The following is a 12157-nucleotide window of genomic DNA, read 5'->3' on the forward strand; positions in this document are numbered from 1 at the left end:
GTATATGAAGCAAAAAGGAAGCTTTCAACAAATTGTTGATCGTGAGCAAGGCCTTAACAAAGGTTTGACGACTGGGCAAATTTCAATGATTGCTATTGGTGGTGCAATTGGAACAGGATTGTTCTTAGGGAGTGGCTTCGCCATTGGGCAAGCTGGACCTAGTGTCATCATCAGCTATGCGATTGGAGCACTTATTTCGCTTTTACTTATGGGTGCTCTTGCAGAAATGACGGTTGCTCATCCAACATCAGGATCGTTCGGTGCATTTGCTGAGCATTACATAAATCCGTGGGCAGGCTATGTTGTCCGTTTCACTTATTGGGCGTGTATCGTAGGCGCAGTCGGGACAGAGGTAACAGCTGTCGCCGTGTATATGTCCTATTGGTTCCCAGACGTTTCTGGTACTGTTTGGATATTGGTATTTTCAGCGATATTAATCTATGTAAACGCAACTAGTGTCAACTTGTTCGGTTCAGTTGAATACTGGTTCTCCATGATTAAGATTGTGGCTATTGTTGGATTTATCCTCATTGGAGCATATGTCGTATTCGGTGGAAGCAATCCATCGATTGGATTTCAAAACTATACGAATGATGGAGGCTTCTTACCTAATGGCTGGTCAGGAATGTGGGTAGCAGTAGTTATTGCGCTGTTTAGCTACCTTAGTATCGAGATGATCGCCGTTACTGCCGGTGAAGCGAAAGATCCCCAGACTGCTGTTCCTAGAGCTTTAAAAGCAACAGTGTTCCGTTTAATCCTATTCTATCTTTTAACTTTAACACTAATGCTTGCTATCGTACCATGGGCAGGCGCTGGCATTGAAAAGAGTCCATTTGTAGTAGTCATGGAATTAATGAACATACCTGCAGCAGCAGGCATCATGAACTTTGTTGTCTTAGTTGCGGCACTGTCAGCAATGAACAGTCAGTTATACATCACAACCAGAATGATGTTCTCGTTATCGAGAGCGGGGTATGCACCAGCTCGTTTTGGTAAGCTGAACAAAAAGAATGTACCTGTATATTCATTGATCCTTTCAACAATCGGGATTGCAGCAGCTGCAGTCATCCATGCAATTGTTCCAGACCAAGCCTACTTATTAATGATGGGAATTGCCATGTTTGGTGCCATGTTCACCTGGTTCATGATTTTTGTGACTCATTACTTTTTTCGAAAAAAATATAGTGGGGAGCCACTGGCAGTCCGGATGTGGGGTTATCCTTATCTAACAATACTTGGAGCTGTACTCATGGTCAGCTTGCTCATCACAACCTGGTTCGTCTCATTCTTCAAAGCCACATTGATTGTAGGAATACCTTGGTTATTACTCCTGTCATTAGCGTATTACCTGCACCAGAAAAAGCATACTGCTATACCAGTGGATTTGGATAGCAAATCAGTATAATGTTAAAGCATCAGACTTGGTCTGGTGCTTTTGTTTAGGTAATTCTCTATGAGGATGACGTGGACAGGGAGGAACTGGTAGTCACAATACCGAATATAAGTAAATAATTACAATGCCAAAGGAGTTCCTATGTCAAAAAAAGATCTTTTCTTGGCGTCCCTGCTTGGTGGGGCGATTGGTGATGCACTTGGGTATACGGTTGAGTTTATGAAGCTTGATGAAATCACAGCGAAGTTTGGTGAAGAGGGAATCACGGATTTGGAATTGAATCCTTATTCCGGAAAAGCGCTGGTTTCGGATGATACCCAGATGACGCTGTTCACGGCAGATGGTTTGATTTGGGCTTATGACCGGATGAGCGAGCGCGGGATTGGCAGCTATGCGGGGAGCGGAGTCTATCAATCTTATCTTCGTTGGCTGTATACTCAGACAAAGAGTTTGCCGGATGAACATTACGACTGGCTGCTTGAGCCTCAGCCTCATGAGGAGAATGGAAGCATTTTAGCGCATAAGGAACTATTCTCAGCAAGAGCTCCTGGAAACACGTGCTTGTCGGCGCTTGAGAGTAATAAAATGGGAACGATGGAGAGGCCGATTAACGATAGCAAGGGCTGCGGCGGCGTCATGCGGGTTACGCCGGTCGGTTTATTTTTACATAGAAATCCTAAACAGGCATTCAAGGTGGCTGCCGAGGTAGCGGCGATTACACACGGGCATCCGTCGGGTTATTTATCAGCGGGGGCACTTGCTGTAATAGTCGCTGAGCTGCTCAATGGTAAAAACATTACCGAGAGTACCAAGAGTGCAATGATGATTTTAAAAGAGTATCCGCAGCATGATGAAACATTGTCGGCACTGGAGGATGCGATTCAACTTGCCAGTAGCGGAGAGAGTCCGGAAATCGCGATATCAAAACTTGGCCAGGGCTGGGTAGCTGAGGAGGCACTGGCGATTTCGCTGTATTGTGCCTTGAAGGAGCCTGATTACAAGAAGGCTCTGATTTTAGCTGTCAATCATGATGGCGACAGTGACTCAACAGGCGCGATTTGCGGGAATATTCTGGGGGCATGCTATGGTTTAGATGCTTTACCTGAAGAGTGGGCCAGTCATCTTGAGCTCAAAGAATTGATTGCCGATGTTAGCAACAGATTATATGATAGATATATAAAGATGTAGGTAAAGGGAGAATCCTGATGAAGCTGGGATTCTCTTTGTTTTTTAACGTGGATCAGACAGGAGAGCATGTAGTGAAACAGGAAAAATTTGTAAAACGTCTTCAGCCATATGATTAGTATGCTGTTGGCTTCTTTTATATTTATGGTGGTTGCACAGTTCATACAGTGGTTTGCAGGAGACGAGGGAGGGGAGGCTGTCACATGGCTGACTCGATAGAAAAGGCGATGAAGAATGCAAAGGCTTCATTGGAGTTGTCAGGATTTAAAGTTGAAGAGAAGCATACAGAACTAGTCAGGAAAGCTCTTGCGAAAGAAATAACCAATGAGGAATTCCTAAAAGAAGCTAAGCGATTGGCACAGCAAAAGGATGGGGAATTGAAATGATGATGCAACCGCCCGGATCGGATTTACTTGAGCAATATTTAGACTCGATTCAAAGGCTTATTTTAACAGTAGACGATTCTAAGCTTAAACAGGAGCTATCGGACGTCTCCGACGCACTGGAGAGTGGCTCGATCACTCTTGATACAGCTTTGTTCTGGGAACACAATGAAGCAAGGAAAATCTTGCGGAAGGCTTTTTCGGAGGCCGACTTCCTCATAATACGCTTGGAAAAGTAAAGAGAGTATACTGCTCTCTTTTTTTTAATGGGTATAAAAAAAGATAGTAAATCACCTTCCACCGTTGTAAAATAAATTGAAAATTGAATAGAGTTTGAGATTCGGTTTTGTCATCCATTTTGAATTACAGGAGGAAACAAGGGAACATAAAGAATGAATGATGCTTTCGTTTATATATCAATCTAATTTTTGGAAAAATTTATTATTAAGAGGTTGATGAAAGTTGATAATGGATGCTGTTGATTTAACTGCGAAAGAACCAACGATTTTTAATCATATCGGGAACAAAATCAAAACCGAGGACCGTGAAGTCAACATTATTGCTAGAATGGAAGAACCATTAATCGTCATTTTGGGAAATGTACTAAGTGACGAAGAGTGCGACGAGCTTATGAAGCTGTCAAAGGACAAGCTGCAGCGTTCAAAAATCGGGAATACCCGGGAAGTTGATGAACTGAGGACGAGCAGCAGCACGTTTATTGAAGAAGCTGAAAATGACGTTGTTGCGCGAGTTGAAAGAAGAATTTCACAAATTATGGGCATTCCGAACGAACATGGCGAAGGACTGCAGATCTTAAATTATAAAATTGGCCAGGAGTATAAAGCGCACTTTGACTTTTTCACGTCAAATGTAAGCAACCCGAGGATCAGTACACTCGTCATGTACCTGAATGATGTCGAGCAGGGTGGAGAAACTTATTTCCCTAAGCTCAATTTCTCGGTGTCCCCACAAAAGGGCAGTGCCGTTTACTTTGAATATTTCTATGACAATCAAGAATTGAACGACTTGACCTTGCATGGCGGAGCGCCAGTTATCATCGGCGACAAATGGGCCGCGACGCAATGGATGAGACGGAAAAGAGTGAAATAGACGCTGAAGGAGCATGGTGAACATGCTTCTTTTTTTTGTAACCTTTTACTCTACTAAAATGGTTCAATGTCTTTCTAGTCCCTATTATTTCGCCACTCTACAGCTTCTGAATCTTACCAACAATTTTACTATTCCGCCTTATAGATTTTCTCTTTATATTAGCGTAGACACCATCTATAATGTAAAAAGTCTTATGCTATTATTTGTCTGAATATTTATATTAATTTTAAGGAGGTCCTCTCTTGGAAACGACAAATAAAAAAGGTTTTATTTTGCGTTCACTTGATGTGATTGAGCGTGTGGGAAATAAATTGCCTCATCCGGTCACGTTGTTTGCAATTTTCTCCGTGATGGTCGTCTTGCTATCTGCCGTGTTCTCGGCGATGGGTGTAAAAGTGGCAGATCCTATGAACGAAGGGGAATTTTTAACAGTTAAGAACTTGTTAAGCAAGGAAGGGATCGCCTATCTATTTGAAAGTGCTGTCACCAACTTCACTGGCTTTGCTCCGCTGGGAACAGTCCTTGTAACGATGCTGGGAATTGGGATTGCAGAACGTACTGGATTGATCAGTGCTGCATTGCGCGGTCTTGTTACTTCCGTTCCTAAGCAATTATTGACTGCTGCCCTAGTATTCGGAGGCGTTATGTCCAGCATGGCAGCTGACGCTGGTTATGTTGTCTTGACACCACTTGGAGCGGTTTTGTTCGCAGGTCTAGGAAGGCACCCACTTGCTGGTTTGGCTGCAGCTTTTGCTGGTGTATCCGGCGGATTCAGTGCAAACCTGCTTTTGACTTCATTGGACCCGCTTTTAGGGGGACTAACGAAGGATGCTGCGGCTATTTTTGATCCGGCTTACGCTGAAAACATCAACTATGCAATGAACTATTATTTCATGATTGTGTCTGTATTCTTGATCACAATTGTCGGAACATTGGTAACAGATAAAATCGTTGAACCGCGTCTTGGTACATTCAAAGGCGATGTAAAAGAAGAGGTTGAATATTTATCTGCTGTCGAGAAGAAAGGTCTATGGGGTGCTTTGATTTCGATCATCATCACAGCGATTGGCATTGCATTGCTTGTTATTCCTGAATGGGGACCACTTCGCGGTGGGGAAGAGAACATCATCAATGCTCCATTCTTCCACTCACTAGTCCCAGTCATCCTGATCCTTTTCTTCGTACCAGGCTTTGTCTATGGCCGAATCACGAAATCAATCAAGGATGACAAGGATGTAGCGGACCAGCTATCTGACACGATGGCAACGATGGGTTCATACATCGTGCTTGCGTTCGTTGCCGCTCAATTCGTTGCCTACTTCAAGGAATCGAACCTTGGGTTGGTACTGGCTGTAAACGGTGCAGAACTGCTAGAAAGCACAGGCTTCAAAGGAATTCCGTTAATTCTGGCGTTCATCGTCATTTCTGGATTCATCAACCTGTTCATCGGCAGTGCTTCTGCTAAGTGGGCAATCATGGCGCCGGTATTCGTACCGATCATGATGCAAATCGGTTACACACCGGAGTTCACACAGCTTGTTTATCGTATTGCTGACTCAACAACGAACATCATTTCACCATTAATGCCTTACTTCGCAATCGTCATCGCGTTTGCGCAAAAGTACGACAAGAAGGTTGGTATCGGTACACTGATCGCAACCATGCTTCCGTACTCAATCGCCCTGACAATCGCATGGGTAGCAATGTTGATTATCTGGATGCTGTTAGGTATCGACATCGGTCCTGGTTCATCCATTTATATGCCTAAATAAATTTTAAGAATCCAAGCTGCGTTGCTTGGGTTCTTTTTTTATGGAAAAATATCTGCCGAATTTTTCATTTGAACTGTATAATAATAGAACAAAATTAATAGGGAGGTGACTTCCATGGAATTATGGAATATTTACGATCAATACAGGCATTTGACTGACCGCATACATAAAAGAGGGGAAGAAATGAAGGTGGGGGATTACCATCTTGTTGTCCATGTTTGGATCATCAATGATGATGGCCAGTTTCTGATCCAGAAGAGGCAGCCGTGGAAGATCGGTTTTCCGGACATGTGGGACTGTTCTGCTGCGGGTTCTGCGGTTATGGGCGATAACAGTGAGCAAGCAGCCATCCGGGAGGCAAAAGAAGAGCTTGGGATCGACCTCGATATTGAAAAAGGCGAACGATTATTCACTGTAAAATTCTCGCAAGGCTTCGATGATATCTGGCTCATCAGGCAAAATGTCGCACTTGAGGATTTGCATCTTCAGGAAGAGGAAGTCGCCGATGCAAAATGGGCGAGTGAAGCGGAAATAAGGGAAATGGTAGAGACAGGTGAGTTCATCCCGTTTAACTATTTTGACTTATTATTTGAAATGGCCAATTCCAGTATCGCTCTCAAAAAGGCTTCAGTGGATGATACTGACGAACTTTTAGCTCTGCAAAAAGAAGTTTTCATGCCTTTGTATAAAAAATACAATGATCATGAAACAAGCCCGGTAACTCAGACGAAGGAGAGATTCTATGCGAGATTCGAACGAGGTGAATATTACAAGATTCTTTTTGATGGTAAACTCGCAGGAAGCGTCCATGTATATGAAAAATCGCCTGGATTGATGAGGCTGCATATCATCAACATCCTGGAAAAATACCATAATAAAGGCATTGCCCAGGAAGTCATGAAACGCCTGGAACTCATGTACCCGGAAGCGGATGCATGGGTGCTGGATACGATTCTTACCGAGGGGCGCAACTGCTACTTGTATGAAAAGATGGGGTATACCCGAACTGGAGATTTAAAAGTCATTAACGATAACCTGACGTTTATAAGCTATCGGAAAGACTCAAACTTAAACAAAATGAAAAGTATATAGAACATAAATGGAAAGGGCCTGCCTTCAACATCGCAGGCCCTTTCCATTCTTTTAATTCCGGAAGATAATATAAACCAAATATGCAATATAAACAGCTGCAAGTATGGCTCCTTCTATTTTTGAGATCTTGAATTTTGATCTTGAGAAAATCAACAGGAGCGCTGTCAAAATAATCATCAAGGCGATATCGGTAAAAATTTTATCATTGACAGCGAGTGGTGCGATGGTTGCTGATGTCCCCAGTACGAATAGAATGTTGAAAATATTGCTTCCGACAATATTGCCGAGTGCGATTTCGCTTTTCTTTTTCAAAGCGGCTGTAATCGATGTAATTAATTCGGGCAATGAGGTACCGACGGCAACAATCGTCAAGCCAGCAAGAGTCTCGCTCATCCCAAAGGAAAGGGCGATTTGGGTTGCATTATCAACTACCAGGTCACCGCCAAAGATAATCGCAGCCAGGCCCGCAAGCGTAAAGAGAATATTCTTTCCCCAAGTTCCCCTGCTGGTTACTTCAGCCACAGCCGGTGCTGGCTCACGGTTATTCAAGGCAACCTCAATGATGTAATACAGAAAGATCATAAAGAAGAGAAGCAGGATGAGTCCTTCGCTTCTGCCAATTAAATTGGTGTTTGCCGTCTGGAGCGCTATATCATTGGCAACTACTGCAAGCGCTACACTAGCCAGCATGGTGAACGGTATTTCTTTGCGAATGGTCATTGTTTCAACGGTAAGCGGATTGATCATTGCTGTGATGCCGACAACAAGAGTGATATTGAAAATATTGCTCCCGATGACATTTCCGAGAGAAACCTCGCTGCTGCCCTCCATTGCGGCAATGATACTGACGGTCGCTTCAGGTGAGCTTGTTCCGAACGCGACAATCGTCAAACCGACCAATAGTGGAGGGACCCTGAGCATCGTCGCAATCTTTGAGGAGCCGTCGACAAAATAATCCGCTCCTTTTATGAGTAAAGCAAAACCAATGGCTAAAAGGATATAGGTCAAATTTCCATCCCCTCTACGAAAGATTATTGCTTACAACATATCAAAAAAATACTTCAAATAAAAATTTTTACCGGCAAAAAAAGACGACTCGGAGTGAGTCGCCTTTTTTATAACAGAATTATTTGATTCCCCTCATGTACCCTTGAATCTTTGGTGACATGATGAACAGGATGATACCGAGAATGATGGATGCTCCGCCGATTGTACCGAAGTAAGCCATCTCTGTTTCTGGTGAATAAAACTTAACGATCTGAGCATTGATTGCTTGTGCTGCAGCACTTGCAAGGAACCAGAGGCTCATCGTTTGTGCAGAGAAAGCAGCCGGTGCCAGCTTAGTTGTTGCTGATAGACCAACAGGTGAGATCAGCAATTCACCGAATACAACGATCAGGTAGCTAAGTACAAGCCATAATGGGCTTACCAGTGCATCTGTACCTGTAAAATATGCCGGGATCAGGATGACAAGGAATGAAAGACCTGCGAACATCAATGAGAATGAGAACTTCTTCGGAATTGATGGCTGTCGGTCACCTAGCTTCACCCAGAATCCTGCAAAAATCGGTGCAAAGATAATGATGAATAATGGGTTCAGTGACTGGAACCAAGCCGGTGAAATGGTCATACCCGCGAACTCGAGCTGTGTACGCTTGTCCGCATAGTTTGCAAGGATAGTTGAACCTTGTTCCTGGATTGCCCAGAACATGACCGCTGCCAGGAATAATGGAATATATGCAAGAACGCGCGAACGTTCAACTTCTGTTGTCTTAGGGCTGCGATACATAACGATAAAGTACACAGTCGGAATTAAGATACCAAGAATTGTTACCAGGTTAATAAAGCTTTCGAATGTTAAAAGTCCAGCAGGAATTAAAATAGCACTTAAAATACCGATTGCAACAACTGCTATAGCAAAGGTTGTGAAAGTTTTCTTCTTTTCAGATGGTGAAAGCGGGTTTGGTACAGCTGTGCCAGCAAGACCCAGATTCTTTTTCTTTGTAAGAACGAAAACTACAAGTCCAATAAACATACCGATTGCGGCAATTGCAAAACCGTAATGGAAGTTATAAGCCTCAGATACTGTTCCAACGATCAGTGGCGCAAGGAATGCACCAGCGTTGATACCCATGTAGAAAATTGTGAAACCAGCGTCACGGCGAGTGTCTTTTTCGCTGTACATTTCACCGACGACAGTAGAGACGTTTGGCTTCAATAGCCCTGTACCGATTACGATCAGGATCATTGATACGAAGAACATTGCCACGCTGCCAGGAATAGCAAGCGCGATATGACCTAACATAATCAAGATTCCGCCGTAGAAGACAGCTTTTGAGGTACCGAAGATTCGGTCAGCAAGCCATCCACCGATAATACCTGACATATAAACGAGTGAGCCGTAAATGGACATGATGGAAAGTGCTAGAGTTTCATCAAGCCCCAAGCCGCCTTTTGATACTTCGTAATACATGTAGAATACGAGGATTGCTCTCATTCCGTAGTAAGAAAAGCGTTCCCAAAACTCTGTGAAGAAAAGTGTGAAGAGACCTTTAGGATGTCCGAAGAATCCTGTTTGAGGTACACTATCCACAATTTTCTGCCTATTATGGTTTGACATGATTACCCCTCCCTATTTTCTATTCTAGAATACTTTTCGAAGTGTGAATTGTCAAAAACAATATTAGGAAGACAATGTGTAAAACGTTGGTGTGTAAGGTGTTTGGAGCATTATTAAGTCTAAAAGAAAGTGTATTAAAAATTATTAGATTAATAAGAATATGTTAAAAAATCAGGTAAATTAGTAAAAATATCCCTTTCAACACCAAACCGTATTTACCCCCTTTAACCAAATGGCAAACCAGCAAATGGGACGAATATTTATTAGCCAGCAGGGTATTCAAATAATAACAGCATTAAACCAGATAAAAAGGAGGGAAAACAATGAAGAATAAATACGGCAGATTTGGCCTGATGGTGCTGACTTCCACCATCATTATGTTTTTTCTGATGTACTTGAATGCATATAGTATCGATCATGTATTCTTCAGCGAAACGAGACTTTACATGGCCTTGATTATGGGCGGTGTGATGGCAATTGTCATGCTATCTTTCATGCTTAAAATGTATACAAATAAAAAAATCAATATAGGTATTTATGCTGGGAGTGCTTTATTGATCGCGGTTTCCCTGTTCCTGGTCCGCAGCCAGACAACCGTTGATGATACATCTTGGATGAAAGCGATGATTCCGCACCACTCGATCGCCATCCTGACAAGTGAACGTGCCGAAATCGAGGACCCCCGAGTGAAAAAACTTGCAGACGAAATTATTGAGGCACAACGTAAAGAGATTAGCGAAATGAAAACATTGATTAAGGACCTTGAAGAGAAAGAAAAATAATATCCGATGAGAGCTTAATCGATCTGATTAGGCTCTATTTTTTTGCGGCAAAAAGGATTTATACCCGTGACTGGAGAATTACCGTGAGGAAGAGAATTGTAGGAGTGCATAAAATGAAATCGAAATTGATTTTAGTTGAGGGCCTACCAGGCTCAGGAAAATCGACAACCGCGAGATTGACCCATGACATCCTCATAGAGAATGGTGTGAATGCAGAGTTTTACATGGAAGGTAACTTAGATCATCCAGCCGATTATGAGGGTGTTGCTTATTTTACAAAAGAAGAATTTGAAGATCTTCTTATAGAGAGCGGCAGTCTCAGCAAGATCTTTCAGGATTGGGTAACCGTAAAGAGGGGGCGTCGTCTGCTCCCATATATGAAAATCAAAAATGAATTAGGTAGTGGTTTTCCAGACGAACTGTTTGCAGATATTTCAAAAAAAGATGTATATGAACTTCCACTGGAAGAGAATATAGCAGTCATTTCGGAAAGCTGGGCAGAGTTTGCAAAACAAGCGGCCGTGGATGAAAAAGTCTATATTTTCGAGTGCTGTTTTATTCAAAATCCTGTGACTGTCGGCATGGTCAAGTATGGGTGTTCAGATGAAATAACCATTGATTATGTAAAAAAGCTTGCACAGGCAGCAGCAGCTCTTAACCCTTTGCTAGTCTATGTGGGTCAGGAAGACCTGGATAAATCCTTCCGCAAGGCAGTAACCGAACGGCCTGAAGACTGGTTTAAAGGTTTTGTCCATTATTATACGTCTCAAGGTTATGGGCTCTCAAATAAACTAAGCGGGCTGGAGGGCACAATTGATGTCCTAAAAGCAAGGCAGGAACTAGAGTATAGTATTCTGGATCACCTAACTATGAATGCTTACATCCTGAATAATTCCCAATTCGACTTTGATAAGTATAAGGGAAATTTAAGAAATGTTCTTAAAAGGAATCACTATTAAAATTTTACCAATGAATTTTATTGGAATATCCCGGAAAATGCCTGTAATATAGTAGTAATAGGGGTATATAAGGGGAAGATTTAATGAGCCAAGTTTTATATAAGAAAATTTATAGTGTGACCGAAGGGTATCTTACACTATACGAAGGGTTGCGGACGGCAAGATTTTTGTTGCGTGCAAAGAGGAATAAGGTAATGTCCTCTCAATTCATTGAGCGAATCATGCTGGCAGTTACAGAGGTGAATGGTTGCGAGGTATGTTCCTACGCCCATACGAAAATTGCGTTGGAGCAGGGGATGACCAATGAGGAAATACAGATGCTGTTATCCGGGACAGCTGAAAATATTCCAGCGGACGAAATGCCGGCGATCCTGTTTGCACAGCACTATGCTGATACGAGGGGAAATCCTACAGAAGAATCCTGGAAGAGGGTTGTTGATGTCTATGGTCAAGAGAAGGCATGGGGTATATTAGCTGCTATCCGGATGATAATGATCGGAAATGTTTTCGGCATTCCTTTGAGTGGCCTGAGGACGCGCCTGAAAGGAAAGCCAAGCGGAAAAACAAATGTATTTTATGAGCTTTCGATGATTCTCAGCTTTCCATTACTTTTTCCGCCAGCGCTGTTACACGGATTAATTTTGAGTGCGCTAAAGAAGCCGGTTATCGAATTTTCATAGAATCAGAAAATCCTGTTCCAAACATAGGAACAGGATTTTTTATTTATCTGAGTCATACATTCTAATAAAGATCACCAATAGGGTGTATTTGCGCCCGGAGTATTCAAATCGCGGAAAAGCAGGTCATCAATAGGATGTATTGGCGCCCGAAAAATCCAGATTGCGGAAAAACAGGTCCCCA

At 42.7% G+C, this 12157-nt stretch carries 12 protein-coding genes; 10 read left to right on the forward strand and 2 right to left on the reverse strand.

Annotated features, from left to right (window positions below):
* Positions 1–4: 4 nt before the first annotated feature.
* From AC0VX7_RS03765 to AC0VX7_RS03795, 7 genes are all read left to right on the forward strand, one after another.
* Positions 5–1405, forward strand: coding sequence for an amino acid permease (locus tag AC0VX7_RS03765; protein ID WP_475426743.1), 1401 nt, complete (start codon positions 5–7; stop codon positions 1403–1405).
* 129 nt (positions 1406–1534) lie between these two features.
* Positions 1535–2581, forward strand: coding sequence for an ADP-ribosylglycohydrolase family protein (locus AC0VX7_RS03770; protein WP_475426744.1), 1047 nt, complete (start codon positions 1535–1537; stop codon positions 2579–2581).
* A 200-nt stretch (positions 2582–2781) separates the two neighbouring features.
* Positions 2782–2964 (forward strand): hypothetical protein, encoded by a 183-nt coding sequence (locus AC0VX7_RS03775; protein ID WP_475426745.1) that lies wholly within the window; start codon positions 2782–2784, stop codon positions 2962–2964.
* A complete protein-coding gene (locus AC0VX7_RS03780; RefSeq protein ID WP_475426746.1) occupies positions 2961–3200 on the forward strand; it encodes a hypothetical protein in 240 nt (79 codons plus the stop codon). Before AC0VX7_RS03775 ends, AC0VX7_RS03780 begins: the two co-directional genes overlap by 4 nt.
* Positions 3201–3429: 229 nt before the next feature.
* A complete protein-coding gene (locus tag AC0VX7_RS03785; RefSeq protein ID WP_475428069.1) occupies positions 3430–4071 on the forward strand; it encodes a 2OG-Fe(II) oxygenase in 642 nt (213 codons plus the stop codon).
* Between the two features lie 242 nt (positions 4072–4313).
* Positions 4314–5843: an AbgT family transporter gene (locus AC0VX7_RS03790; RefSeq protein WP_102261305.1), complete on the forward strand. Its 1530-nt coding sequence runs from the start codon at positions 4314–4316 to the stop codon at positions 5841–5843.
* 114 nt (positions 5844–5957) lie between these two features.
* Complete coding sequence (locus AC0VX7_RS03795) at positions 5958–6935, forward strand: GNAT family N-acetyltransferase (RefSeq protein ID WP_475426747.1); 978 nt, start codon at positions 5958–5960, stop codon at positions 6933–6935.
* Between the two features lie 51 nt (positions 6936–6986).
* Here the strand turns inward: AC0VX7_RS03795 and AC0VX7_RS03800 are convergent, their stop codons facing one another.
* Both AC0VX7_RS03800 and AC0VX7_RS03805 read right to left on the reverse strand, forming a co-directional pair.
* Complete coding sequence (locus AC0VX7_RS03800) at positions 6987–7943, reverse strand: calcium/sodium antiporter (RefSeq protein WP_475426748.1); 957 nt, start codon at positions 7941–7943, stop codon at positions 6987–6989.
* 118 nt (positions 7944–8061) lie between these two features.
* Positions 8062–9555 carry a peptide MFS transporter gene (locus AC0VX7_RS03805; RefSeq protein WP_475426749.1) on the reverse strand — a complete coding sequence of 498 codons (1494 nt, stop codon included), beginning with the start codon at positions 9553–9555 and terminating at the stop codon, positions 8062–8064.
* Positions 9556–9878: 323 nt separating this feature from the next.
* On the opposite strand from AC0VX7_RS03805, the gene AC0VX7_RS03810 reads away from it, so the two are divergent.
* The 3 genes from AC0VX7_RS03810 to AC0VX7_RS03820 all read left to right on the forward strand — a co-directional run bounded on the left by AC0VX7_RS03810 (position 9879) and on the right by AC0VX7_RS03820 (position 11976).
* The gene (locus AC0VX7_RS03810) at positions 9879–10337 is read left to right on the forward strand and encodes a DUF305 domain-containing protein (protein ID WP_475426750.1); all 459 of its coding nucleotides are present in this window, start codon (positions 9879–9881) and stop codon (positions 10335–10337) included.
* Positions 10338–10450: 113 nt separating this feature from the next.
* Complete coding sequence (locus AC0VX7_RS03815) at positions 10451–11296, forward strand: P-loop NTPase family protein (protein WP_475426751.1); 846 nt, start codon at positions 10451–10453, stop codon at positions 11294–11296.
* Between the two features lie 83 nt (positions 11297–11379).
* A complete protein-coding gene (locus AC0VX7_RS03820) occupies positions 11380–11976 on the forward strand; it encodes a carboxymuconolactone decarboxylase family protein (protein ID WP_475426752.1) in 597 nt (198 codons plus the stop codon).
* The last annotated feature ends 181 nt before the right edge of the window (positions 11977–12157 follow it).

It is taken from the genome of Mesobacillus sp. QJM3NY_10, from assembly GCF_056173465.1.

Excerpts from the sequence above, each read along its gene's own strand:
- AC0VX7_RS03765 (WP_475426743.1), top strand. The coding sequence starts at position 5 with ATGAAGCAAAAAGGAAGCTTTCAACAAATTGTTGATCGTGAGCAAGGC.
- AC0VX7_RS03770 (WP_475426744.1), top strand. The coding sequence starts at position 1,535 with ATGTCAAAAAAAGATCTTTTCTTGGCGTCCCTGCTTGGTGGGGCGATT.
- AC0VX7_RS03775 (WP_475426745.1), top strand. The coding sequence starts at position 2,782 with ATGGCTGACTCGATAGAAAAGGCGATGAAGAATGCAAAGGCTTCATTG.
- AC0VX7_RS03780 (WP_475426746.1), top strand. The coding sequence starts at position 2,961 with ATGATGATGCAACCGCCCGGATCGGATTTACTTGAGCAATATTTAGAC.
- AC0VX7_RS03785 (WP_475428069.1), top strand. The coding sequence starts at position 3,430 with ATGGATGCTGTTGATTTAACTGCGAAAGAACCAACGATTTTTAATCAT.
- AC0VX7_RS03795 (WP_475426747.1), top strand. The coding sequence starts at position 5,958 with ATGGAATTATGGAATATTTACGATCAATACAGGCATTTGACTGACCGC.
- AC0VX7_RS03805 (WP_475426749.1), bottom strand. The coding sequence starts at position 9,555 with ATGTCAAACCATAATAGGCAGAAAATTGTGGATAGTGTACCTCAAACA.
- AC0VX7_RS03810 (WP_475426750.1), top strand. The coding sequence starts at position 9,879 with ATGAAGAATAAATACGGCAGATTTGGCCTGATGGTGCTGACTTCCACC.
- AC0VX7_RS03815 (WP_475426751.1), top strand. The coding sequence starts at position 10,451 with ATGAAATCGAAATTGATTTTAGTTGAGGGCCTACCAGGCTCAGGAAAA.
- AC0VX7_RS03820 (WP_475426752.1), top strand. The coding sequence starts at position 11,380 with ATGAGCCAAGTTTTATATAAGAAAATTTATAGTGTGACCGAAGGGTAT.